At 62.6% G+C, this 25,881-nt stretch carries 18 protein-coding genes; 5 read left to right on the forward strand and 13 right to left on the reverse strand.

All coding sequences use genetic code 11. The features are described 5' to 3' along the window. Positions 1-8 precede the first annotated feature (8 nt). From NUH87_RS08470 to NUH87_RS08485, 4 genes are all read right to left on the reverse strand, one after another. On the reverse strand, positions 9-2,156 hold the full coding sequence (locus NUH87_RS08470) for a glycosyltransferase family 2 protein (RefSeq protein WP_338525594.1): 2,148 nt from the start codon (positions 2,154-2,156) through the stop codon (positions 9-11). A gap of 1 nt (position 2,157) precedes the next feature. Beyond that, on the reverse strand, positions 2,158-3,411 hold the full coding sequence (locus NUH87_RS08475; protein ID WP_338525595.1) for a hypothetical protein: 1,254 nt from the start codon (positions 3,409-3,411) through the stop codon (positions 2,158-2,160). Beyond that, positions 3,408-4,616, reverse strand: coding sequence for a hypothetical protein (locus NUH87_RS08480; protein ID WP_338525596.1), 1,209 nt, complete (start codon positions 4,614-4,616; stop codon positions 3,408-3,410). The genes NUH87_RS08475 and NUH87_RS08480 overlap by 4 nt, the downstream gene beginning before the upstream one ends. 681 nt (positions 4,617-5,297) lie before the next feature. Continuing rightward, on the reverse strand, positions 5,298-6,761 hold the full coding sequence (locus NUH87_RS08485; RefSeq protein WP_040063177.1) for a glyceraldehyde-3-phosphate dehydrogenase: 1,464 nt from the start codon (positions 6,759-6,761) through the stop codon (positions 5,298-5,300). 351 nt (positions 6,762-7,112) lie between these two features. Between NUH87_RS08485 and mfd the strand changes: the two genes are divergently transcribed. The 3 genes from mfd to NUH87_RS08500 are packed head-to-tail and all read left to right on the forward strand — an operon-like array spanning position 7,113 to position 13,852. Beyond that, a complete protein-coding gene (mfd, locus tag NUH87_RS08490; RefSeq protein ID WP_338525597.1) occupies positions 7,113-10,562 on the forward strand; it encodes a transcription-repair coupling factor in 3,450 nt (1,149 codons plus the stop codon). A gap of 10 nt (positions 10,563-10,572) precedes the next feature. Then, a complete protein-coding gene (locus NUH87_RS08495) occupies positions 10,573-11,139 on the forward strand; it encodes a CsiV family protein (RefSeq protein WP_338525598.1) in 567 nt (188 codons plus the stop codon). 19 nt (positions 11,140-11,158) lie between these two features. Further along, positions 11,159-13,852: a DEAD/DEAH box helicase gene (locus NUH87_RS08500; protein ID WP_338526761.1), complete on the forward strand. Its 2,694-nt coding sequence runs from the start codon at positions 11,159-11,161 to the stop codon at positions 13,850-13,852. Here the strand turns inward: NUH87_RS08500 and NUH87_RS08505 are convergent. From NUH87_RS08505 to NUH87_RS08515, 3 genes are all read right to left on the reverse strand, one after another. Further along, positions 13,849-14,592: an S-methyl-5'-thioinosine phosphorylase gene (locus NUH87_RS08505; RefSeq protein WP_040063183.1), complete on the reverse strand. Its 744-nt coding sequence runs from the start codon at positions 14,590-14,592 to the stop codon at positions 13,849-13,851. The two genes, NUH87_RS08500 and NUH87_RS08505, sit on opposite strands and share 4 nt — an antisense overlap. A gap of 10 nt (positions 14,593-14,602) precedes the next feature. After that, positions 14,603-15,601 carry a beta-N-acetylhexosaminidase gene (nagZ, locus tag NUH87_RS08510; protein ID WP_209437118.1) on the reverse strand — a complete coding sequence of 333 codons (999 nt, stop codon included), beginning with the start codon at positions 15,599-15,601 and terminating at the stop codon, positions 14,603-14,605. Between the two features lie 346 nt (positions 15,602-15,947). Next, complete coding sequence (locus tag NUH87_RS08515) at positions 15,948-16,655, reverse strand: TetR/AcrR family transcriptional regulator (RefSeq protein WP_040063185.1); 708 nt, start codon at positions 16,653-16,655, stop codon at positions 15,948-15,950. A 251-nt stretch (positions 16,656-16,906) separates the two neighbouring features. Between NUH87_RS08515 and lexA the strand changes: the two genes are divergently transcribed. Continuing rightward, entirely contained in the window at positions 16,907-17,515 is a 609-nt protein-coding gene (gene lexA / locus NUH87_RS08520; protein WP_338525599.1) for a transcriptional repressor LexA, read from the forward strand. 10 nt (positions 17,516-17,525) lie between these two features. Then, positions 17,526-17,999, forward strand: a complete 474-nt coding sequence (gene sulA, locus NUH87_RS08525; protein ID WP_338525600.1) for an SOS-induced cell division inhibitor SulA — start codon at positions 17,526-17,528, stop codon at positions 17,997-17,999. Positions 18,000-18,107: 108 nt separating this feature from the next. Here sulA and NUH87_RS08530 read toward each other — a convergent pair whose 3' ends face one another. From NUH87_RS08530 to fadB, 6 genes are all read right to left on the reverse strand, one after another. Next, a complete protein-coding gene (locus NUH87_RS08530; protein ID WP_040063188.1) occupies positions 18,108-18,344 on the reverse strand; it encodes a hypothetical protein in 237 nt (78 codons plus the stop codon). A gap of 176 nt (positions 18,345-18,520) precedes the next feature. Continuing rightward, the gene (locus NUH87_RS08535) at positions 18,521-19,042 is read right to left on the reverse strand and encodes a DUF6586 family protein (RefSeq protein ID WP_040063549.1); all 522 of its coding nucleotides are present in this window, start codon (positions 19,040-19,042) and stop codon (positions 18,521-18,523) included. A 155-nt stretch (positions 19,043-19,197) separates the two neighbouring features. Further along, a complete protein-coding gene (gene topA, locus NUH87_RS08540) occupies positions 19,198-21,813 on the reverse strand; it encodes a type I DNA topoisomerase (RefSeq protein ID WP_338525601.1) in 2,616 nt (871 codons plus the stop codon). Between the two features lie 114 nt (positions 21,814-21,927). Next, positions 21,928-22,164 (reverse strand): DUF1653 domain-containing protein, encoded by a 237-nt coding sequence (locus tag NUH87_RS08545; protein ID WP_040063192.1) that lies wholly within the window; start codon positions 22,162-22,164, stop codon positions 21,928-21,930. A gap of 85 nt (positions 22,165-22,249) precedes the next feature. Then, complete coding sequence (gene fadA / locus NUH87_RS08550) at positions 22,250-23,425, reverse strand: acetyl-CoA C-acyltransferase FadA (RefSeq protein ID WP_040063197.1); 1,176 nt, start codon at positions 23,423-23,425, stop codon at positions 22,250-22,252. Positions 23,426-23,454: 29 nt separating this feature from the next. Next, on the reverse strand, positions 23,455-25,602 hold the full coding sequence (gene fadB / locus NUH87_RS08555; protein WP_338525602.1) for a fatty acid oxidation complex subunit alpha FadB: 2,148 nt from the start codon (positions 25,600-25,602) through the stop codon (positions 23,455-23,457). Between the last annotated feature and the right edge of the window lie 279 nt (positions 25,603-25,881).

Below are 25,881 nucleotides of genomic sequence, written 5' to 3' on the forward strand. Positions count from 1 at the left end.
CCACCTCATCAACGCAAACCCAACAAGGCTCGCAAGGGTGAAACCAGGGCATCCCAGAGGCCGCCACGGGGCCCGGCCACCCGTGACAGGGGCTGTTGGCGCAACCGCACGGCAGCCGGTCGATAACGCGCCAGCGCGGCATAGGACGGCACCCTGGAGGGCCGGGAGAGCGCTGGTCGCGAACGCCGCTCCCCCAGCAGCGAACGGCGCAACAAGGTGCCAAAGGCCAGGGCCGGCTCGGCCTTGCTGGCCACGTTGACGCTAGCGTCACTGAACAAGTGGGTGATAAGACGCTGCCGCAACCCCTCGTCGAGGTCGACAAAACGCAGCCCCAGGCGATCGTTGCCCTGGTTGCGCATGACCTCGACCCCGAGCCAACCGAGCTCGGGGATCCACAACTGCCCTCGTACGCCCGGCTTGATCCAAACCGCCAGGTCACAAGACAAACACACCCCGCTGACCGAAATATCCACCAGACGCCCGGCAAAGGTTTTCGTCCCCAGGCGCAAGCCAGTGGCTGCATCGAAGGGAAAGCGCTCTTCGCCATGCAGCCGCGGCCGGTCAACGCAGGCCACCAGCGTCGCCAGGTTGTAGATCAGTGCGACCACGGTCCAGCACAGGTTGAACAGCATGTTGCCGTCGAAGGCCGCTGCCGTGGCAATAGCGGTGAACGCGCCCACCTGGGAAAACACGATCAACCCCAGGAAGAACCCGAACATCTTCCAGTGGATCAGGGTACGGGTGCGGTCGAGGCCTTTGGCGGTCACCTTGAAGGGGCGACCGAACGGACGAATCATTGCACTGGCTATCGTCGCGGTGACCGCCAGGGCCGCGACGATCTGCGTGACTTCGGTGAACACCGGCAGGGTTCGGCGTGCCGTGACCCAGGTGCCGTAGCCCCAGAACGCGATCAGTGCCGGCATGCCAAAGGCCAGGAAATCCGCGGGCTTGGCATAGAACCCGGCAATGCCGAAGTACCAGTAGAGCACCGGTGACACCAGCAGCATCAGGATGAAGGGCTTGGAAAACCAGTGCATCAGGCCGTGCAGGAAATGCAGGCGATCATTGAGACGGTAGCCACTGCCACGCAGCGGCCCCTCCTTCAACAGCGCGACCTGGAGGGCTCCCAGGCACCAGCGCGCGCGCTGGTTGATGTACTCGGTCAGTCCCTCGGCCGACAGTCCGATGGACAGTCGCTCGTTGAGCCAGCGGGTCACGTAGCCTTGCTGCGACAGGCGGCAACTGGTGTAGAGATCCTCGCATACCGAGCCGGTGGGAAATCCTCCGATGCGGGTAATCAGGTCGCGCCGCACCACAAAGGAGGTGCCCACGCAGAACGCCGCGTCCCAGCCGTCCTTGGCCGGCTGGAAGACATCGAAGAAGACGCGCTGCTCGTCCACCCAGCAGTCGGACGAGCCGAGGTTGTGCTGGATCGGATCCGGGTTGTAGTAGAACTGCGGGGTCTGCACCAGGCCCACCCGCGGGTCCTGGAACAGCCCGAGGATGCGCATCAGGATCGGTTGCTGAGCAGCGAAATCGGCGTCCAGTACCAGGATGTATGGCGCATTGCTGCTGGCGGCCGACTGGCGCAGGCCGTTGTTCAGATTGCCGGCCTTGGCGTGGGTATTGTCCGGGCGCCGGGCGTATTGCACCCCGACCTCGGCGCAATAGTCGCGCAACCAGTCGCGCCGGGTATCGTCCAGCACCCAGACGGTGAAGTTCGGGTAATCGATGGCCTGGGCGGCAAGAATGGTTTTCTCCAGGATCTCCAGGCCTTCGTTGTAGGTGGCGATGAACACATCTACCGCTGGGACATCCGGCCCGGCCGCCCGCAAGCGGCGCTCGCCGGCATCGGCGTTGGCGCGGTGATCGCTGCGACGGAGCATGACGATAATGGAAAACAGCGTGTAACCAATGGCCATCATCTCGAAAAACAGAAAGGTGTAGGCCCATGCCACGGCAAATCCGCTCTGGCCGTCGGGCAAGGTGTCGCGGATGCGCCAGACGGCGTAGTTGATCAGCAGCAAGGCGGTGATCGCGCCAAAACCGGCTCGGGCACCCCAGTGTTCACGCCGGGTCAGGCAACTGAAGAGAATGACCACGGCCAGGGTCCAGAAATTGATTTGCACAAGCTGCAACGAGTCCAGTGCGTGCATGTCAGTCAGCCTCCTGAGAGCCGGTGAAGGGATTGACGCCAGTGGCCGCGATAGCGGCCCATGCCGTGGCGCCCAGATGAGGCAGGTGGTAGTAGAAGAAATCGCTGCTCGGCGAGTCCGGGCCGATGGCAAGCCCGGTGCTGATTTGCGCCTGTGGCGTCGCGAAGAGCCAACCGTGACTGGCCTGCAATGCCAGCAATACCCCCCACAAGGGTTGGGCCCTGTCCGGCAAACCACTCAAACGCGCCACCGCCGCCGCCTGGGCGGTACCCTCGGTCCAGACCCCGTCGGGGTTGCGGTTGAACCCGTAGCCGTCGGCGAAACGGTGGCTTTGATCGACAAAGGCGAACACCCGACGCCAGTCCTGCGGCGCTGCGGGAATCGCCAGCAGCGGCCAGAGCTGCGCATCCAGCCCTGAGCGCAGGCGATCCGAGGTTTGTCCGTCCGCGCCCGTGCCGATCAGGAAACGCCCCTCACGGTCATCCCACTGACTTTGCACGAAACGCAGGGCAACCTGCGCCTGCCGCTGCGCATCCGAGTCCGCCGACAGGCGGTCGAGCGCCGTCCAGGCGGCCACCAGGTCGACATTATGCTCGGTGGACTTCCAGCCTTGCCGAACCTGCCGGTTCAAGTAGCCATAGACACCACCGCTGAAACCCGGGGGCAGCTGATTGTCGTAGGTGTTCTGCTGGACCCAGCCCAGCACTCGGCGCGCCGCCGCAAGGTAGGACGGTTCGGCGGTCTGACGGAAAGCCTCCAGCAGCGCGAGCGCCCCCCAGGCCTGGTTGCCGGTGGCGCTGCTGACCTGATAGGCATCCTGGCTCCAGGCATTGCGCTCAGTGCTCCAATACCCCGGCAACCCCATGGCCTGGCCCTTGATCGGGCCCGCCGCATAAGCGTTGCGCAAGCGCCCGTCAGCGTACTCGGGGTCATGCTCCACGGCGAATACCAGGGCATCGGCCAGCCTGCGGGCGGACTGCGCCTTGCCGCAGGCAAACAAGGCGATGCTGGCCAGGGCGTTGTCATAGGTGAAGGCCACCCCGCGCAGGGCCAGTATCGCCGGCGGCTGCCCATCCAGCGCCGGATAGCTGGCCAGCAGCACCGGATCCGTACCGGGATAGGCCCGTGTCGCCTGCTCCAATGCCCCGCAGGTATCCGTTGCCAGTTGCACGCGGGCCGATGCCGCCCAGGCCGCCTGCCCGACACCCAGCAACCACCCGGCGAGCACCCAGGCCGCACCCCGCCAGCGGCTCATCGGGCAACCTCGGCGGAAGCCCAGAGCCCGGGCTTGCACACCAGGCTTCGTTGCTGCTCACTGAGATTCGCGGCAAAGGTGGCGACCACATACACGGAGTTCTGCTCGGCGTAGGGGAAAGGTACGCTGTAGGTCCCCGGCTGAAGGTCCGCCGAGTGGGACAGCAGTTGCACGACCTTGGCCGTCAGCGGTGCGTCCAGGCCACGAATGTTCACCTTCAACACCGTGTCACGATCGATCTTGCTCGCCACCCGCTCGGGAAATACCGCGACGACATAGCTTTCCCCGCAATTGGTCGCGCGCACCAGGGTCGAACCGGCGCGCACCAACGTGCCCTGGGGCGCCACCACTTCCTGGACCGTCCCGGCGGAATAGGCCACCACGTCATAGCCGGACATCAATTTGATCCGACTGTTTTCCTCCTCGATCAGCGCGTCGAGCTTTTGCAGCTCCTGCTGCACCGTAGAGCGGTTGTGCTCCTGGTTGTCCAGGCTCAGCTTCAAGGTGACCAGGTGTGAGTTGAGGTCGAACATGCGCAGCTGGTCAGGGTCCAAGTAGACCTTTTGATTGGCCGCGCTCAAATCACCATTGCTGATGCCCAACTGCGACTTGACCGTCTCCGCCGCCCCCTGCAGCGAAGCCAACTGGGCTTTCGACGACTCGACCAACGCACCACTGACCGCCCCCTCGCGGAACAACTCGAGATTGCGCTCCACGGTTTCCTCAGCCTCTTTCAAGCGCGCACTGGCGGCAAAATTTTCGGCGCGCAGGGCTTTCTGGCCGTACAACTGGCGGGTATGGAACGCCGACTGGTATTGCTGGCTGATTTTCTCCAGCGCCTGGTAGTACTGCTGGTCGTGTTCGAACTGGCTGAGGGAGGACGACAACTGCTGCTCCAGACTCAAGCGCCGGGTTTGCAACGTCAGCAAGGTGTCTTGATTGGCCCTGGGGTTTTCCACCACAGCCAGCTTCTGCCCCTGGACGAAGGAAGTTCCCGACTTGATGCTGAGGGAACTCACGACACCATCGATGGGCGTGGTCAGCAAAATCACCGGCGCATTGAGAATGGCCCGGGTGGCCGAAGCCGATAGCAGGGGCATGAACAAGGTCGACAGCAACAACCACAGGATAAAACCCAGAATACCCATACCCACCAGGCGGGGTAACAGGGATAACGGAAAGTGCTTTCTGCGCTCTTCGGTCATGTCAGGTGCTCCCGATAGGACATGAAGACATTCATTTTCAACAAGCGGCCAATCGCTAGCCGCACGTTATCGTGAAAGGCATAAAGCAGTGTTGCCAGCAAAGATGTCCCAGCATCAGGCCATTACTATTCGATCAGCCTGACTTGTTGGTTTCTTAGTGTTGTGAGCAGGAATGATATTCCCGTCTTTTTGGAGGGTGGCATCGAATCATAGTGACCACTTATCCACTATTTGTGTTGCCTGTTTATTACCGAAAGAACATGACAACTTTCGCCCTTGCCTGATGGCTAAACACAGGCATTTTGATAGCTAATTCTCGGCAAGTTGGGGCGTTGTCAGGGGCAGACACTAAGTTCAGTCCTTCCAAGTGTCAAGCGCGGGAACATGAACAATTTAATGACGCCAATTATGTAGCACCACACAAATAGGATCCATTACGCGAACACTCCCAACAAACGATCAGCAAGCAATTATTTTTTCTAGGTTTTTTAATTAACCGAAAAATAAAATGAACTATTTATCTATATTGATATGATTTCGACTGAGCAACTCACCAGATGAAAGTGATATAAAACATCGACCTACTCAACACATCGAAATAACCGTTGCTATCAATCCGCCACATACTTCCAGAATGAAAAACGCCCCGACAAGTCGGGGCGTTTCATGTGCGGCTAGTGCTTAGCGCGGGAATGCAGGCGGGTTGACCCCGGCCATGTCTTCCATCACGCGTACCACCTGGCAGCTATAACCGAATTCGTTGTCGTACCAGACGTACAGGACAACGCGGTTGTCGTTGCAGATGGTGGCTTCGGCGTCGACCACACCGGCGTGGCGCGAACCGACGAAGTCGGTGGACACCACTTCCTGGGAATTGACGAAGTCGATCTGCTTGTGCAGATCCGAGTGCAGCGCCATGTAGCGCAGGTACTCGTTCATCTCTTCACGGCTGGTGGCTTTCTCGAGGTTCAGGTTGAGAATGGCCATCGAGACGTTCGGCGTCGGAACGCGGATCGCATTGCCGGTCAGCTTGCCGGCCAGCTCAGGCAGGGCCTTGGCAGCGGCGGTGGCGGCACCGGTCTCGGTGATTACCATGTTCAGCGCGGCGCTACGGCCACGACGATCGCCCTTGTGGAAGTTGTCGATCAGGTTCTGGTCGTTGGTGTACGAGTGAACCGTTTCAACGTGACCGTTGACAATACCGAACTTGTCGTTGACGGCCTTGAGCACCGGCACGATGGCGTTGGTGGTGCAGGAGGCCGCGGAAACGATCTTGTCCTCGGCGGTGATTTCGCCGTGGTTGATACCGTGCACGATGTTCTTCAGCTTGCCCTTGCCCGGCGCGGTCAGCACCACGCGGTCGATACCCGGGCAGGCCAGGTGCTGGCCCAGGCCGTCGGCATCACGCCATACGCCGGTGTTGTCCACCAGCAGCGCGTTCTGGATACCGTACTGGGTGTAGTCCACCTCGGTCGGGTTCTTCGCGTAGATGACCTGGATCAGGTTACCGTTGGCGGTGATGGTGTTGTGTTCTTCGTCGATGGTGATGGTGCCGTTGAAGGAACCGTGCACCGAGTCACGACGCAGCAGGCTGGCGCGCTTGGTCAGGTCGTTCTCGGCGCCCTTGCGCACGACGATGGCACGCAGGCGCAGGCCGTCGCCGCCACCGGTTTTCTCGATCAGGATACGGGCCAGCAGGCGACCGATACGACCGAAACCGTACAGCACCACGTCGGTGCCCTTGCGAGCGGCAGCGTTCTGCTGACCGACCACATCGGCCAGTTCTTCGCGAACGAACTGTTCGGCGCTGCGGCCGTTGCCTTGCGCCTTGAATTTCACGGCCAGCTTGCCCAGGTCCACCGAAGCGGCACCCAGCTTGAGCTCGCTCATCGCCTTGAGCAGCGGGAAAGTCTCGTGGACGGACAGTTCGGCATCATCGCTCTGACGATGGCGAGCAAAGCGGTGAGCCTTGAGAATCGCGATGACAGACTGGTTGATCAGGCTGCGGCCATAGATCGAACTCACCACATTGTTATTGCGGTAGAGCTGACCGATAAGCGGGATCATCGCTTCTGCAAGCGCTTCACGATCAATCCACTCACCAAGACACTGGTCGGGCTTCTGAGTCACGGGAACCTTCCACATGTAGGGGCTGAAAAAAGGGGCTACATTATGCCGCCGAGTCGCTCCGCGAGCAATGCGCGCCTGTCGTGCAACCGTCAAGAAAAACCCTTTTGAAAAAAACACGCCCCGCGCGAGCCCAGTAGATACGCGGGTTTCAGCAGGGCGTATTTTCACCGGACACCGGCGACTTATCCGTAACCCTTCAAAACATACGCCTGATATGGCACTACATATTACGCCGAAAAGCGCTATTTTTTGTCATAGCCACTACATTTCACCCAATGCGTAATAGAAACAGTCTGCAACTGACAGGCGGCACCCGGGACCGTTACAATTACCGACTTTGTCGCAACGCTTGGAGCTCAACCTTCCGTGCCCGTTCTGCGTCTACCGCTTCTCCCTGCCGCGGCAGGTAAACAGCACTGGGGCAATCTCCCCGGTGCCGCCCTGAGCCTGGCCATTGCCGAGGCCGCCAGCGCCGCCAAGCGCTTCACCCTGCTGCTGACCGCCGACAGCCAAAGTGCCGAGCGGCTGGAACAGGAGCTGAGTTTCTTCGCCCCCGATTTGCCGGTGCTGCATTTCCCGGACTGGGAAACCCTGCCTTACGACCTGTTCTCACCGCACCAGGACATCATTTCCCAGCGTATCGCCAGCCTTTATCGGCTGCCGGAACTGGGCCATGGCGTGCTGGTGGTGCCGATCACCACCGCCCTGCACCGCCTGGCCCCGACCCAGTTCCTGCTGGGCAGCAGCCTGGTGCTGGACATCGGCCAGAAACTCGACGTGGAGCAGATGCGCACACGCCTGGAGGCCACGGGTTACCGCTGCGTCGACACGGTCTACGAACACGGTGAGTTCGCCGTGCGCGGGGCCCTGATCGACCTGTTCCCGATGGGCAGCAAATTGCCCTACCGCATCGACCTGTTCGACGATGAGATCGAGACGCTGCGTACCTTCGACCCGGAAAACCAGCGCTCCATCGACAAGGTCGACTCGGTGCGCCTGTTGCCGGCCAAGGAGTTCCCGCTGCAGAAAGAAGCGCTCACCCGCTTCAAGGCGCGCTTTCGCGAACGCTTCGACGTCGACTTCCGCCGCTGCCCGATCTTCCAGGACCTGAACAGCGGGATCACACCCGCCGGTATCGAGTACTACCTGCCGCTGTTCTTCGAGGAAACCTCGACCCTGTTCGACTACCTGCCCCAGGACACCCAGGTGTTCTCCCTGCCGGGTATCGAGCAGGCGGCGGAAAACTTCTGGAACGATGTGCGCAATCGCTACGAGGAACGCCGCGTCGATCCGACCCGACCGCTGCTGCCACCGGCCGAACTGTTCCTGCCGGTGGAAGACTGCTTCGCCCGCCTGAAAAGCTGGCCGCGGGTGGTCGCCAGCCAGCAGGACGTGGAAACCGGCATCGGCCGCGAACGCTTTCCCGCCCGCGAACTGCCGAACCTGGCGATCGAGGCCAAGGCCAACCAGCCGCTGGCGGCACTCGCCAAGTTCCTCGAACAGTTCCCCGGCCGCGTGCTGTTCACCGCCGAATCCGCCGGGCGCCGGGAAGTCCTGCTGGAGCTGCTCGAACGCCTGAAGCTGCGCCCCAGGACCGTCGACAGCTGGCCGGACTTCGTCGCAGGCAAGGAGCGCCTGGCGATCACCATCGCCCCGCTGGACGAAGGCCTGCTGCTGGACGACCCGGCCCTGGCACTGGTGGCCGAAAGCCCGCTGTTCGGTCAGCGCGTGATGCAGCGCCGGCGCCGGGAAAAACGCGCCGACGCAAACAACGACGCGGTGATCAAGAACCTCACCGAACTGCGTGAAGGGGCGCCGGTGGTGCATATCGACCACGGTGTCGGCCGCTACCTGGGCCTCGCCACCCTGGAGATCGAAAACCAGGCCGCCGAATTCCTCACCCTGGAATATGCCGAGGGCGCCAAGCTCTACGTGCCGGTGGCCAACCTGCACCTGATCGCCCGCTACACCGGCAGCGACGACGCCTTGGCCCCTCTGCACCGCCTGGGCTCGGAAACCTGGCAGAAAGCCAAGCGCAAGGCCGCCGAACAGGTGCGCGACGTCGCCGCCGAACTGCTCGACATCTACGCCCGCCGCGCGGCCCGCGAAGGCTATGCGTTCGCCGACCCGAAAGCCGACTACGCGACCTTCAGCGCCGGCTTCCCGTTCGAGGAAACCCTGGACCAGCAGACCACCATCGAAGCCGTGCGCGCCGACATGCTGGCGGCCAAGCCGATGGACCGCCTGGTCTGCGGCGACGTCGGCTTCGGCAAGACCGAAGTGGCCATGCGCGCGGCCTTTATCGCGGTCCATGGCGGCAAGCAGGTGGCGATTCTGGTGCCCACCACCCTGCTCGCCCAGCAGCACTACAACAGCTTTCGCGACCGCTTCGCCGACTGGCCGGTCACCGTCGAGGTGATGAGCCGCTTCAAGTCCGCCAAGGAAGTGAACGCCGCCGTGGCGGACCTCGCCGAAGGCAAGATCGATATCGTCATCGGCACCCACAAGCTGCTGCAGGACGATGTGAAGATCAAGAACCTGGGCCTGGTGATCATCGACGAAGAACACCGTTTCGGCGTACGCCAGAAAGAACAGCTCAAGGCCCTGCGCAGCGAAGTCGACATCCTCACCCTGACCGCCACGCCGATTCCGCGCACGCTGAACATGGCGGTGTCGGGCATGCGCGACCTGTCGATCATCGCCACCCCGCCGGCACGCCGGCTGTCGGTGCGCACCTTCGTCATGGAGCAGAACAAGAGCACGGTCAAGGAAGCGCTGCTGCGCGAATTGCTCCGCGGCGGCCAGGTCTACTACCTGCACAACGACGTGAAGACCATCGAGAAATGCGCCGCCGACCTCGCCGAACTGGTACCGGAGGCACGTATCGGCATCGGCCACGGGCAGATGCGCGAGCGCGAGCTCGAACAGGTGATGAGCGACTTCTACCACAAGCGCTTCAACGTGCTGATCGCCTCGACCATCATCGAGACCGGCATCGACGTGCCGAGCGCCAACACCATCATCATCGAGCGTGCCGACAAGTTCGGCCTGGCCCAGTTGCACCAATTGCGCGGCCGGGTCGGGCGCAGTCACCACCAGGCCTACGCCTACCTGCTGACTCCGGGTCGCCAGCAGATCACCCCCGACGCGGAAAAGCGCCTGGAGGCCATCGCCAATACCCAGGACCTCGGCGCCGGCTTCGTGCTCGCCACCAACGACCTGGAAATCCGTGGCGCCGGCGAACTGCTGGGCGACGGCCAGAGCGGACAGATCCAGGCCGTGGGCTTCACCCTGTACATGGAAATGCTCGAACGGGCGGTCAAGGCCATTCGCAAGGGCGAACAGCCCAACCTCGACCAGCCCCTGGGCGGTGGTCCGGAAATCAACCTGCGCCTGCCGGCGCTGATCCCCGAAGACTACCTGCCGGACGTGCACGCACGCCTGATCCTCTACAAGCGCATCGCCTCGGCGACCGACGAAGAGGGTCTCAAGGACCTGCAAGTGGAAATGATCGACCGCTTCGGCCTGCTGCCGGAACCGACCAAGAACCTGGTGCGCCTGACCCTGCTCAAACTGCAGGCCGAGCAGCTGGGTATCAAGAAGGTCGACGGCGGCCCGCAGGGCGGACGCCTCGAGTTCGCGGCGGACACCCCGGTCGACCCGCTGTCGCTGATCAAGTTGATCCAGGGCCAGCCCAACCGCTACAAGTTCGAAGGTGCCACACTGTTCAAGTTCATGGTACCGATGGAACGCGCGGAAGAACGCTTCAATACACTGGAGGCGCTGTTCGAGCGCCTCACCCCGAAATCTGCCTGAAGGACGCCCTATGCGCCTGATCCCCTTGCTGACCCTGTTGCTGGTCCTGATCGCCCCGGCGGCGATGGCCGACGAGTTGTATCTGATCGAAATGATCCTGGTCCGGCAGAACCTGGAACAACCCTTCCAGAGCCAGCCGGCGCCCGAGGACTGGGCCAAGGGCGCCACACCGGTCACCGCCGACCAGGAGCGCACCCCCAGCCTCAACGAGATGACCGCCAAGCTGGGCGCCAGCGGCAACTACCAGGTGCTGCTGCACAAGGCCTGGCAACAGACCCTGGGCGACCAGCCGAGCCTGGTGTCGATCACCGCCGGCCAGGAACAGTTCGGCCAGTTCCCGGTACAGGGCACACTGAGTTTCACCCTCAAGCGCTTCACCGACGTGCAGGCGCAATTCTGGGTCAACCAGTTCGACAGCAACGGCGTGGTCAGCACCAGCGAACGCCTGAGCCAGACCAGCCAGACCAAGAACGGCCAACTCAATTTCCTCGACGCCGGCCACCTGGCCCTGCTGCTCAAGGTCACCTCGCTCGCCGCCTCGAAACGCGAAGCACCGTCACAGAACCTCGACCAGTGAAAGCCCGATGCCCTCGTCCCTGACGCCCAGCCTGACGAAACCGCTCGCCGCGTCCTGGGTCAGTCGCTTCAAGGAACAGAGCCTGGAACGGGGTCGGCGCTACGCCCTGGAAAACCGCGTCAGGATCGTCCAGGCCGGCGACAGCACCATCACCGCCAGTTGCGAGGGCTCGGGCGGCAACACCTACCGCCAGACCATTCACCTGCGCGAATCCGCCAAGGGCACGCTGCTGGTGGTCGACGCCACCTGCACCTGCCCGGTGCGCAACCGCTGCAAGCACACCGCCGCGGTGTTGCTGCAAGTCCAGGAAACCCTGGCCTACCCCGCCGCGGAAAAGGACGCCGAACTGCTGGAGAAGCTCCAGGCCGTGCTGGATGCGCGCACGCCATCGCCCTTGCCGCAGCAACCTGTCGACGACCTGATGCCGGTGCCGCGCCTGTGGCTGGCCAGCATCGAATTCAGCGCCTTCGAACCGCGCAACGGGCGGATGCAACGCTACATCCAGCATCGGGCGGCGCTGTCCTTCGACTACCTGGGTGAATACGTCAGCGGCCAGAAGAACGCCGATATCATCCTGCGCCAGGAACACCAGAGCCTGCGTATCAAGCGTCAACCCGAAGCGGAAAAGGCCTGTCGCGAGCAACTGCGCCGGCTGGGCTTCAAGATCGCCACGCGCCAGAGCAAGGCCCTGCCGGAAAGTGCCGGCGAGCTGTTCGAAATGGTCAATGACAGCGCCTGGCTGAACTTCACCCTGAACGAACTGCCGGGCCTTCGCGAGCAGGGCTGGCAATTGCAGGTCGAAGAGGACTTCGGTTTCGATCTCAGCCCCGTCGAGGACTGGTACGCCACGGTCGACGAAGCCCCCGAGCGTGACTGGTTCGACCTGGAACTGGGGATCATCGTCAACGGCGAGCGCCTGAGCCTGCTGCCGATCCTGCTGAACCTGGTGCGTTCGCACACCGAACTGCTCAATCCCGAACGCCTGGCCCGGCGCCGCGACGATGAACTGATCCTGGTGAATATCCCGGCCTCGCCCGGCGGCAGCCACGGACCGCTCCAGGTGGCGTTGCCCTATGGTCGCCTGAAGCCGGTGCTGAACACCCTGGGCGAGTTCTACCTGCAGGAGCCCGGCACCACCCGCCTGCGCCTGAGCCATGCCGATGCGACCCGGCTCAACCCGCTGGACGAGCTTTCACTGCTGTGGGAAGGCGGCGAACAGATCCGCGGCTTCGCCCAGCGGCTGCGGGATATCCGCGACTACAGCGCGGCGATCCCCGAAGGCCTCAACGCCACCCTGCGCCCCTATCAGCACGAGGGCCTGAGCTGGATGCAGTCCCTCAGGCAACTGGAGGTCGGCGGCATCCTGGCCGATGACATGGGCCTGGGCAAAACCTTGCAGACCCTGGCCCACATCCTGAGCGAAAAGCTGGCCGGGCGCCTCGATCGCCCCTGCATGGTGGTGATGCCCACCAGCCTGATTCCCAACTGGCTGGACGAGGCCGCGCACTTCACTCCGCAACTCAAGGTGCTGGCGCTGTACGGCGTCGGGCGCAAGAAGCATTTCGAGCAATTGCAGGATTACGACCTGCTGCTGACCACCTATGCCCTGCTGCCCAAGGATATCGAACGCCTCAAGGCCCAGCCGCTGCACGTGCTGGTACTCGACGAGGCGCAGTACATCAAGAACCCCGGCAGCAAGGCCGCCCAGGCCGCCCGTGAACTGGATGCGCGACAACGCCTGTGCCTGAGCGGCACGCCGCTGGAAAACCACCTGGGCGAGCTCTGGTCGCTGTTTCACTTCCTGTTGCCGGGCTGGCTGGGCGACGTGAAGAGCTTCAACCGCGACTACCGCATCCCGATCGAAAAACACGCCAGCGAAGTCCGCCTGCAACACCTCAACGGCCGGATAAAGCCCTTCCTGCTGCGCCGCACCAAGGAGCAGGTCGCCACCGAACTGCCACCCAAGACCGAGATCATCCACTGGGTCGATCTCAACGAGGCCCAGCGCGATGTCTACGAGACCATGCGCCTGGCCATGGACAAGAAGGTCCGGGCCGAGATCACCCGCAAAGGCGTGGCCCGCAGCCAGATCATCATCCTCGAGGCACTGCTCAAGCTGCGCCAGGTCTGCTGCGACCTGCGCCTGGTCAACGACGCCCCGCTGCCCACGCGCGGCGGCACCTCCGGCAAGCTCGACAGCCTGATGGAGATGCTCGAGGAGTTGCTCGACGAAGGTCGGCGCATCCTGCTGTTCTCGCAGTTCACCTCGATGCTCTCGCTGATCGAGGCCGAATTGCGCAAACGCGGGGTGGTTTATGCGTTGCTGACCGGGCAGACCCGCGACCGGCGCACCCCCGTCAAGGATTTCCAGGATGGCAAACTGCAGATTTTCCTTATCAGCCTCAAGGCCGGCGGCGTGGGACTGAACCTCACCGAGGCCGATACCGTGATCCACTACGATCCGTGGTGGAACCCGGCCGCCGAGAACCAGGCCACCGACCGCGCCTATCGGATCGGCCAGGAGAAGCCGGTCTTCGTCTACAAGATGATTGCCCGCGGCACGGTGGAGGAGAAGATCCAGCACCTGCAGCAGGAAAAATCGGACCTGGCCGCCGGTGTGCTCGACGGGCGCCAGGCCGGTGACTGGCAGCTGCAGAACGACGATATCGAAGCCCTGTTCGCGCCGCTGCCGGACAAGAAAGCCGGCCGTTAACGACCCGCCGCGAGCACCCGCGCCAGGGTCGACTTCACCTGCCCCATACCGTCATGCAAGGCCTGCTCGATCTCGGCCATGGTGATCACCGCCGTCGACTTGCCCGCCGCCGGGTTCACCACCAGGGCCAGGCAGGCGTAGTCCAGCGCCAGTTCACGAGCCAGCGCGGCTTCCGGCATGCCGGTCATGCCGACGATGTCGCAGCCGTCGCGCTCCAGTCGGGCGATCTCGGCCACCGTCTCCAGCCGCGGTCCCTGGGTGCAGGCGTAGACACCATGGCTGCTGTAGGCACAGCCCTCGGCCGCCAGCGCTGCTATCAGTTGTTCCCGCAGGCCTTCGCTGTAGGGATAGCTGAAGTCGATATGGGTCACCTGCTCCAGGTCATCGGCAAAGTAGGTGTGCTGACGACCGCTGGTGTAATCGATCAACTGATGCGGCACGCAGAAATGTCCGGTGCCCATCGCCGCATGAATCCCGCCCACGGCGTTGACCGCCAGGATCGCCTCGGCGCCCGCCTGTTTCAGCGCCCAGAGATTGGCCCGGTAGTTCACCTGATGCGGCGGAAAACGGTGCGGATGCCCGTGGCGGGCCAGGAACAAGACTTCACGACCGGCATATTCGCCGATCTGGATAGCCGCCGAAGGGGCGCCGTAGGGCGTATCCACCGTCAACGACTGACGAATGCTCAAGCCTTCGAGCTGGGTCAGGCCCGTGCCGCCGATAATCGCGTATACCGTCATGCAGGACTCCTCAGTCAATCAGTTGAGCATCCTTGAGCGCCGTGAGTGCCGACAGCCAGCGCGGGTCCTGGCGGTAGTCCGTGCGGGCGAACCCCTGGCCGCGCATCCGCGCAATCCGCGGCGACGGCTTGACCTTCAGGCGCTGGGCAGCACTCAAGGCCAGTTCGGCGGCCGCGCGGTCGTTGCACACCAGGCCCATGTCACAGCCGGCGGACAGTGCCGCTTCGATCCGGCTGGCGGCGTCGCCGACCACATGGGCACCGGCCATCGACAGGTCGTCACTGAAGATAACCCCATCGAATTGCAATTCGCCGCGCAGAATCTCCTGCAGCCAACGGCGGGAGAAGCCGGCGGGTTGCGCATCGACCTGTGGATAGATCACATGGGCCGGCATCACCGCGGCCAACTGCCGGCTCAAGCGGGCGAAAGGCAACAGGTCATTGGCGCGGATCTCGTCCAGGCTGCGCTCGTCCGTGGGAATCGCCACATGGGAGTCGGCCTCGGCCCAGCCATGACCGGGGAAATGCTTGCCGGTGGCGGCCATGCCGGCACCGTTCATGCCACGGATAAACGCCCCGGCCAGCAACGCCGCACGCTCGGGATCGCCCTCGAAGGCACGGCTGCCGACCACCGCGCTGCGCTGGTAGTCCAGGTCCAGTACCGGCGCAAAGCTGAGATCCAGGCCCACCGCGAGTACCTCGGTGGCCATCAACCAGCCGCATTGCTCGGCCAGGTATTCGGCGTTCGGATTGTCGGCAATGGCGCGCATCGCCGGCAAGCGCACGAAGCCCTGGCGCAGGCGCTGAACCCGCCCGCCTTCCTGGTCGACCGCCAGCAACAGGTCCGGGCGCACGGCCCGAATGGCCGCGCTCAGTTCACGGACCTGGCGCGGGTGCTCGATATTGCGGGCAAAGATGATCAGGCCGCCGACTTCCGGCTGGCGCAACAACTGGCGATCTTCAGCCGTCAGCCAGGTACCGGCGACGTCCACCATCAGGGAGCCTTGCAGGGCAGTACTCATAGGGAATCCTTGGACAAAAGTGCCCGTCGTCCTCGCGGACCTGCACGGCGGCCGGCGACAGACAGGCACGCCGGCACCTCGCCATGGACAACGCCAGGCAAGCGGGAACGGGCAAGGGGGACTTGGAGCAGAAAGAAATCAGGCATGGCTGCCAGCTTAGCGGATCGCAGCCGGCGCGCCCACCCGCAACGCGAGGCTCTGCACGAAAACTGCCTGCGCGACGATCATGCTGCGTTAAAAACAGGCTCGCAATGCTCATGTAGGCCCCTACACTCCGCTTGCTCGCCTGTTTTTGCCTTGCCTGATCGCCGCTCGGCGAGCTTTCGTACAGACCCTAAACCTTGGCCACCGTCGGCGTCGACTTGCTCCGCGGGCGCAATTGCGCCGCCGCCATGGAAGCGTCGGTCACACCGCTGTCGGCGCGCATGCCGGCCGCCAGGAACGGCACCATCAGGCGCATGACCTGCTCGATGGAAGTGTTGACCCCGAAGTCGGTCTCGGCAATCGCCCGCAGCGCCTTGATGCCCGACATGCTGAACGCCGCCGCCCCGAGCATGAAGTGCACGCGCCAGAACAGTTCGATCGGTGGAATCCGCGGCGCGGCATCGTTGACCAGCAGCATGTAGCGACGGAACACCTTGCCGTACATGTCCTCCAGGTAGCGGCGCAGGTGACCCTGGCTCTGGCTGAAGGCCAGCCCCAGCAAGCGCATGAAGATCGACAGGTCATTGCCGCTGCGCGGTTGCACCACCAGCGCCTGCTCGACGAGGATTTCCAGCAGTTCTTCCAGCCCGGGCTTGACCTCGGGCTTGGCTTGGCGGCGCTCCAGCTCGCGGTCGAGGCTGATGCAGAACGGCCCGAGGAAACGTGAGAACACCGCCTGGATCAAGGCCTTCTTCGAGCCGAAATGGTAGTTCACCGCCGCGAGATTGACCCCCGCCTTGCTGGTGATCAAGCGCAATGAGGTCTCGGCGAAACCTTTTTCCGCGAACAATTGCTCGGCAGCATCGAGAATGCGTTCAACGGTTTCCGACTGGGCCATGGTTACTCCGCCTGACAAACACTTGTTTGAAACATACGTTTCAGCCCCGGGAATGTCAAGCATGACGGTCCGTTCGTGGCCCGCCGGTCAGGCATTAAACCATACAATCCGGGGGCTGTAGCCACCCTGCCGATCCGCTTCGTGCACAACGCCCCGGCGACCGTCCGGCGGACGTGAAAAAAAGGAGGATTGCCAAGCGCCTTGCACTGTATATAATCCCAGTCACTGTATAAAAAGACAGAGCGCTCGAAATGATAAAACTGACGCCACGCCAAGCTGAGATTCTGGCTTTTATCAAACGTTGCCTGGACGACAATGGTTATCCGCCCACCCGTGCGGAAATCGCCCTGGAGCTGGGGTTCAAATCACCGAACGCCGCTGAAGAGCACCTCAAGGCCCTGGCCCGCAAGGGTGCGATCGAAATGACCCCCGGCGCGTCCCGCGGCATTCGCATCCCCGGCTTCGAAGCCAAGGCGGACGAGTCCACCCTGCCGATCATCGGCCGCGTTGCCGCCGGCGCGCCGATTCTTGCCCAACAACACGTCGAAGAATCCTGCAACATCAACCCGACCTTCTTCCATCCCCGGGCCGACTATCTGTTGCGCGTTCACGGCATGAGCATGAAGGACGTCGGCATTTTCGACGGTGACCTGCTGGCCGTGCATACCTGTCGTGAAGCCCGTAACGGCCAGATCGTGGTGGCGCGGATTGGCGACGATGTCACCGTCAAGCGCTTCAAGCGCGAAGGCAGCAAGGTCTGGCTGCTGGCGGAAAATCCCGAGTTCGCCCCCATCGAAGTCAACCTGAAAGACCAGGACTTCGTCATCGAAGGTTTGAGTGTCGGCGTCATTCGCCGCTGAAGGAGGCGTCATGCAATTCCCGCAAACCCCACAACACGCACAACTCCCCCTGTTCGAAGCGTTCATGGCGCAGCCGCTCGCGCCCCTGCTCAAGGAGGTGGTCGAAGCCCCCTGGAGCAGCGAACCAGAAGTCTTCAGCGAGCTGTCGTTGCGGGGGGCTGCCGGGAGTTGCCTGAGCCTGCTGGCCCCCATCCTGCGGGAATTGAGCCAGGATCAGGAGGCCCGCTGGCTGACCCTGATCGCACCACCCTCAAGCCTGACACAGGCCTGGCTACGGGACGCCGGACTCAACCGCGAGCGGATTCTACTCTTGCAACCGAGCAGCGCCCAAAGCGCACTGCAATTGACCTGTGAAGCCTTGCGCCTGGGCCGCAGCCACACCGTGGTCAGTTGGCTGAACCCTCTGAACGCGAACGCCCGCCAACAGCTGATCAGCGCGGCTCGTCAAGGCGATGCGCAAAGTCTGAATATTCGCTTGGGCTGACTGATTGAGCGGCCGTCAGGGCCGATAGTGCACAGCGATCACGGCAGGGCTTCTCCAGGACAGGGAAGCCGATCTGAAACGCCATCTACCGCCGAACGTGCCTTGGTTTCAGTGAAGAACCCGTGGCCCGCCGTCGTCCTTCTCGATTTCACCTTCGACCAAACGCCCGGCCATCTGCACGCCCACGCTCAACATGGCCTTGGCCACCTCGACGTGCTGGCCCTGCAGGAATGCCTTGGCATCTTCGGAAAAGTTAAGGGTCACCAGAGAACCTTCGTCCTCGGCCCGACGCAGCTCGATACGGCCGTCCGGCAGCTCGACAATTTCTAGAAAGGACGTAGGCATAGTGTCTGTTCTCCACGAAAGACCGCCATTATATCAGTCATCGACGGCCCCTCGCAGGAGAACTGCAGCGCTTTCTTTACCGCTTGATGAACATCTGACAGATGGAGACTGCTTTTTTAGAGGAAAAGGACGACAAAATAATCGACCTCCGTTCATCCATATGCCGACTCAATCACTCAGCACTCGCTGAGTCCATCGCGAAAGCGGATCGCCAGCCCCTTCAGATTCTGCCGCCAGCTCTCCAGCTCCTCACGCCCAAGTTCGGGCGCCTCTTCCTCATCCAGGCTGACCGCCACGATCAACGGCTGCAGCACATCGCCCTTGACCTTCCTGGGGGCCTGGGGCGGCAGATACAGTGCGGCATGCGCACTGATCAGGCGAGCCAGCCAGGTTTGCGGGCTCTGGGCCAACTCCACCAGCTCGGCCATTTCCGGAATGGCGATGGCCTCCAATACCTCGCGGGTCAGCAGCAACTCGGCCCGCGGCGCAGCAGCCTGGGGCAGGCGGTAGAAGCCGGCAATCTCATGGCAGAGCCCGAGCAACGCACCGTACAGATGAAACACCGCCGCTTCGCGCTCGGCCTGGATCAGCGCCAGGGCATTCATCGCCCGGCTCTCCTCGGCCTTGCCCAGGGCTTCCAGGGCGAGGCCGGCATAAAAGATCTTCTGGTTGGTGCGGGTATAGAGTTCGTTAGCCATGACGGCACGCTCCACAAAAAAAGGCCACAGGCAGGTCAGTCAGTTTCAGGGATCGACCAAGTTCGCCGCAAGCCCAAAAAACAAAGGCCGCGTGAAAACCCAGGTTTTCACGCGGCCTCGGTGTTCACGCCCGATCAGCGGATCGGACGCTTATCTCACGAGCGCTTGTCCTCGACCGCCCACTTGCTCCCGCTGTAGAACGCGCGCCAGCCGGTCGGCTTGCCGTCCACTTCGGTCTGCACGTACTGCTCCTTGGTCTTGCGACTGTAGCGAATGACCGCCGGACGACCGTCCGGGTCCTTCTGCGGAGCCTCGCACAGGAAGTGGTACTTGGGATCGATCTCGTCCTTGTGGGGCAGGATCTCGATCACCAGCGGTGCACGGGTTTCACGGTTTTTCGGGAACTGGCTGGCAGCCAGGAACAGGCCGGAAGCGCCGTCACGCAGGATGTAGGTGTCGTTGACCTTCTCGCACTGGAGCTCCGGCATCTTCACCGGGTCCATCTTCGGCGGTGCCGCATCACCGCTCTTGAGCAGCTTGCGGGTGTTCTTGCAGGTCGGGTTGGTGCAGCCGAAGAACTTGCCGAAACGACCGGTCTTGAGCTGCATCTCGCTGCCGCACTTGTCGCATTCCAGGCTCGGGCCTTCATAGCCCTTGATGCGGTAGCTGCCCTCTTCGATCTCGTAGCCGGCACAATCGGGGTTGTTGCCACAGATGTGCAGCTTGCGCTTTTCGTCCAGCAGGTAGGCGTCCATCGCCGTGCTGCAGATCGGGCAGCGATGCTTGCCACGCAGCACCAGGGATTCGGATTCCCCCTCGTCATCGGCCGCGATTTCATCGCCCGGCACCAGGTTGACGGTGGCCTTGCAGCGCTCCTTGGGCGGCAGGCTGTAGCCCGAGCAGCCGAGGAACACACCGGTGGAGGCGGTCCGAATCTGCATCGGCCGGCCGCAGGTCAGGCACGGGATGTCGGTCATCACCGGCTGGTTGGCGCGCATGCCGCTCTCGGGGCTTTCCGCCACTTCGAGCTTTTTCTTGAAGTCGCCGTAGAACTCGTCGAGCACGTTCTTCCAGTCGCGCTCACCCTGGGCCACGTCGTCGAGGTGCTCTTCCATGCTGGCGGTGAAACCGTAGTCCATCAGGTCGGAGAAGCTTTCCGCCAGGCGCTCGGTGACGATATCGCCCATCTTCTCGGAGTAGAAGCGGCGGTTGTGCAGCGCCACATAACCACGGTCCTGGATGGTGGAAATGATCGCCGCATAGGTCGAAGGACGACCGATGCCGCGCTTTTCCATTTCCTTGACCAGGCTGGCTTCGGAGTAACGCGCCGGCGGCTTGGTGAAGTGCTGGGTCGGATCGAGCTGGATCAGCTTCATCACCTCGCCCTGGGCCATGTCCGGCAGCACGTCGTCGTCGCCCGGCTTGCTCATTTGCGGCAGCACCCGGGTGTAACCGTCGAACTTGAGGATACGCCCCTTGGCACGCAGCTCGAAGTCACCGGCGGCGACGCTGACGGTGGTCGACAGGTATTGCGCCGGCAGCATCTGGCAGGCCACGAACTGGCGCCAAATCAGCTCGTAGAGACGCTCGGCGTCACGCTCCATGCCCGACAGCTTGCTCGGGTCGGTGTTCACATCCGAAGGACGGATGGCTTCGTGAGCTTCCTGCGCGCCTTCCTTGCTGCTGTAGACGTTAGGCGCGGACGGCAGGTATTTCGCGCCGAACTCGCCTTCGATATAGGTCCGCGCCATCGCCACGGCATCGGCCGAGAGGTTGGTGGAGTCGGTACGCATATAGGTGATGTAGCCCGCTTCGTACAAGCGCTGGGCCATCATCATGGTCTTCTTCACCCCGAAGCCCAGGCGGTTGCTCGCGGCCTGCTGCAGGGTGGAGGTAATGAAAGGGGCCGACGGCTTGCTACTGGTCGGTTTGTCCTCGCGCTTGGCGATGGTATAGGCCGACGCCTTGAGCTTCTCCAGGGCCGCCATGGCCTGGGCTTCATTGAGCGGCTTGAAGGCCTCGCCGTTCTCGCGCGCCACTTCGAAGCGCACCTTGGCGCCCTTGGCGGTGCCGAGGTCGGCGTGGACTTCCCAGTATTCTTCGGGGTTGAACGCACGGATCTCGCGCTCACGCTCGACCACCAGCTTCACCGCCACCGACTGCACGCGACCGGCGGACAGGCCACGGGCGATCTTCGACCACAGCAGCGGCGAAACCATGTAACCGACGACACGGTCGAGGAAACGCCGGGCCTGCTGGGCGTTGACGCGGTCGATGTCCAGCTCGCCAGGCGCCGAGAAGGCTTCCTGGATGGCCTTCTTGGTGATTTCGTTGAACACCACGCGCTTGTAGCGGTCGTCATCGCCACCGATGGCTTCGCGCAGGTGCCAGGCAATGGCTTCCCCTTCGCGGTCCAAGTCCGTCGCGAGATAGATGGTGTCGGCATCCTTGGCCAGGCGGCGCAGCTCCTCGATCACCTTCTCCTTGCCGGGAAGGATCTCGTAGCGGGCTTTCCAACCGTGGTCCGGATCGACACCCATGCGCGAGACCAGCTGCTTGCGCGCCTTCTCCTTCGCCGACAGCACAGGGGCTTCGCCAGCCGCCGCCTTGCCGCGCTTGGCAGCAGGCTCTTTGGTGGCGCTCGCCGAACCGCTGGTGGGCAGGTCTCGGATATGGCCGATACTCGACTTCACCACGTACTGGGTACCCAAGTACTTGTTGATGGTCTTGGCCTTAGCCGGGGATTCCACAATGACCAGCGATTTGCCCATGGATCAGAAAATTCCTGAATGCTAGAAGTGAGAGGCGGCCTGCGCCTGACGCGGCACCGCTATATATAGTGGCTACAAGGTGAGGTCAAGCACAGGGTTCTGCGCGCCCTCCCCTCAAGGCCTTGAAAAAAGGCTCGGTTCAGCTTGCACCAAAGCAAAGCGCGGGACCTGTTCGCCGTCAACCTCGACCGACTCCAGGAACATGCTCAAGGGACGTACCCAAAAGCCGTAATCGCCATACAGGGCTTGGTAGAACACCAGTTCCTCGTTGGTCTCGGAGTGCCGTGCAACGTTGAAAACGCGGTACTGCGGTCCCTTGTAATGCTGATAGAGCCCGGGCTCCAGTTTCATGTATCGGCTCCTTACAAATAAAAATAAAAAAATTCGGAAAAACAAAAGCCGGGGCACCAGGCCCCGGCTTCCTTCGACGAGACGCTTAGACGCGTTCGAAGACGGTGGCGATGCCTTGGCCGAGACCAATGCACATGGTGGACACCCCGAGGGTACCGCCATTCTGCTTCATCACGTTGAGCAAGGTGCCGGAAATCCGCGCACCGGAACAACCGAACGGGTGGCCCAAGGCAATCGCGCCGCCGTGCAGGTTAACCTTCTCGTTCATCTTGTCGAGCACTTTCAGGTCCTTGAGCACGGGCAGGGCCTGTGCGGCGAAGGCTTCGTTGAGCTCGAAGAAGTCGATGTCGGAGATGGCCAGGCCCGCACGCTTGAGGGCTTTCTGGGTCGCCGGTACCGGACCGTAGCCCATGATCGCCGGGTCGACACCCGCCACGGCCATGGAACGGATCACCGCCAACGGCTGGATCCCCAAGTCCTGGGCACGCTGGGCCGACATCACGATCATGCACGAGGCGCCGTCGGTGATCTGCGAGGAAGTCCCCGCCGTCACGGTGCCGCCCTTGGGGTTGAACGCCGGCTTCAGGGCCGCCAGGCTTTCCAGGGTGGTTTCCGGACGGATGGTTTCGTCGTAGTCGAACACCTTCAGGAAGCCGTTCTCGTCATACCCTTGCATCGGGATGATCTCGTCCTTGAACTTGCCTTCCACGGTGGCCTTGTGAGCCAACTGGTGGGAGCGCACGCCAAAGGCGTCCTGCTGCTCGCGGGTGATGCCGTGCATCTTGCCGAGCATTTCCGCGGTCAGGCCCATCATGCCCGAGGCTTTCGCCGCGTACAGGGACATGTGCGGGTTCGGATCGACACCGTGCATCATGCCCACGTGGCCCATATGCTCGACGCCGCCGACGACGAAAACGTCACCGTTGCCGGTCATGATCGCCTGGGCGGCGGTGTGCAGCGCGCTCATCGACGAACCGCACAGGCGGCTGACGGTCTGGCCGGCGGCGGTGTGCGGGATCTGGGTCATCAGCGACGCCATGCGGGCGATGTTCCAGCCCTGCTCCAGGGTCTGGTTCACACAGCCCCAGATCACGTCCTCGACTTCGTTCGGGTCGACCTTGACGTTGCGTTCCAGCAGTTTGCTGATCAGGTGCGCCGACATGTCCTCGGCGCGGGTGTTGCGGTGCATGCCGCCCTTGGAGCGGCCCATCGGAGTACGACCGAAGTCGACAATCACGACGTCTCTAGGATTCAAGCTCATATCGTTCACTCTCGCTCTGGTGTGGGCGCTTAACCGAAGAACCGCTGGCCATTCTTGGCCATTTCACGCAGCTTCGCGGTCGGGTGGTACAGCGCGCCCAGGTCGGCGTACTGATCGGCCAAGGCGACGAATTCGGCCACACCGATCGAGTCGATGTAGCGCAACGCACCGCCACGGAAGGGAGGGAAACCAATGCCGTAGACCAGGCCCATGTCGGCTTCGGCGGCGGTTTCGACGATGCCGTCTTCCAGGCAGCGCACGGTTTCCAGGCACAGCGGGATCATCATCCAGTTGATGATGTCCTCGTCGGTCACTTCACGCTGCTCGTAGATGATCGGCTTGAGCACTTCCAGCACCGACGAATCGGCGACTTTCTTCTGCTTGCCGCGCTTGTCGGTCTCGTAGGCGTAGAAGCCCTTGCCGTTCTTCTGGCCCAGGCGCTTGGCCTCGTAGAGGGCGTCCACCGCCGAACGACGGTCGTCCTTCATGCGGTCAGGGAAGCCTTCGGCCATCACGTCACGGCCGTGGTGGCCGGTGTCGATGCCGACCACGTCCATCAGGTAGGCCGGGCCCATCGGCCAGCCGAACTTCTCCATGATCTTGTCGATGCGGACGAAGTCCACGCCGGCGCTGACCAGCTTGGCGAAGCCGCCGAAGTACGGGAACAGGATACGGTTGACCAGGAAGCCCGGGCAGTCGTTGACCACGATCGGGTTCTTGCCCATTTTCTTGGCATAGGCCACGGTGGTGGCGACCGCTTGCTCGCTGGACTTCTCACCGCGGATCACTTCCACCAGCGGCATCATGTGCACCGGGTTGAAGAAGTGCATGCCGACGAAGTTTTCCGGACGCTTGAGGGCCTTGGCCAGCAGGCTGATGGAAATGGTCGAGGTGTTGGAGGCGAGGATCGCATCGTCCTTGACCTGGGCTTCCACTTCCGCCAGTACCGCCTGCTTGACCTTGGGGTTCTCGACGACCGCTTCGACCACCAGGTCGACATGACCGAAGTCACCGTAGGACAGGGTCGGACGAATGCCGTTAAGCACTTCCGCCATCTTCGCGGCGGTCATGCGGCCCTTGTCAACGCGGCTCACCAGCAGCTTGGCGGCTTCCGCCAGCCCCTGCTCGATACCGTGCTCGTTGATGTCCTTCATCAGGATCGGCGTACCTTTGGAAGCCGACTGATAAGCGATACCGCCACCCATGATACCGGCGCCCAATACGGCGGCCTGCTTCACGTCCTTGGCGATTTCGTCGTAGGCCTTGGCCTTTTTCTTCAGTTCCTGGTCGTTCAGGAACAGACCGACCAGGCTCTGGGCGGCCGAGGTCTTGGCCAGCTTGACGAAGCCGGCGGCCTCGACTTCCAGGGCCTTGTCGCGACCGAAGTTGGCGGCTTTCTGGATGGTCTTGATCGCTTCGACCGGGGCCGGGTAGTTCGGACCGGCCTGACCGGCCACGAAACCCTTGGCGGTTTCGAAGGCCATCATCTGCTCGATGGCGTTGAGCTTGAGCTTGTCCAGCTTCGGCTGGCGCTTGGCCTTGTGATCGAGCTCGCCGGAGATGGCGCGCTTGATCAGTTCCAGAGCGGCTTCCTGGAGCTTCTCCGGAGCGACCACGGCATCGACGGCGCCGACTTTCAGGGCGTCTTCGGCGCGGTTTTCCTTACCGGCGGCGATCCACTCGATGGCGTTGTCCGCACCGATCAGGCGCGGCAGGCGGACGGTACCGCCGAAGCCCGGGTAGATACCCAGCTTGACTTCCGGCAGGCCGATCTTGGCGCTGCTGGACATGACGCGGAAATCCGCGGCCAGGCACATTTCCAGACCGCCGCCCAGGGCGATGCCATTGATCGCGGCGACGGTCGGCACGGCCAGGTCTTCGAAATCGCTGAAAATCTTGTTGGCTTCGAGGTTGGCCGCCACCAGCTCCGCATCCGGCAACTTGAAGTTGTCGACAAATTCGGTGATGTCGGCGCCGACGATGAACACGTCCTTGCCGCTGCTGACGATCACGCCCTTGACGGACGCATCAGCCTTGAGGGTGTCCACGGCCTGGCGCAATTCGCTCAGGGTCAGACGGTTGAACTTGTTGACGGACTCACCCTTGAGATCGAACTTCAGTTCGACGATGCCACTTTCAAGAGCCTTAACCGTGATGGCTTTACCTTCGTAAATCATCAACTGATCTCCACGATATGGAAGCTGAACAGTACACGTCGGACGCGAGCGGATGGTACGGCACTGACATTACCGTCGATGCTACGCCAAGCCGCCAGGCACACCCGCCAACGCGATAGTCGGGGTTCTGTTTGGAGCCGTCTGATCAGACAAACGCTCAATTCATACGCCCGTTTGATTTGGGTGTGGACACCTTCACGGAATTCGCAGCAATTGTCAATTGCCGAAAACGTTGCTGAAAAAGCGACTTCCCGGTCACATTTCGAGCGTGACAGGCCT

This window comes from Pseudomonas batumici, assembly GCF_036585405.1.
GTDB lineage: Bacteria > Pseudomonadota > Gammaproteobacteria > Pseudomonadales > Pseudomonadaceae > Aquipseudomonas > Aquipseudomonas batumici.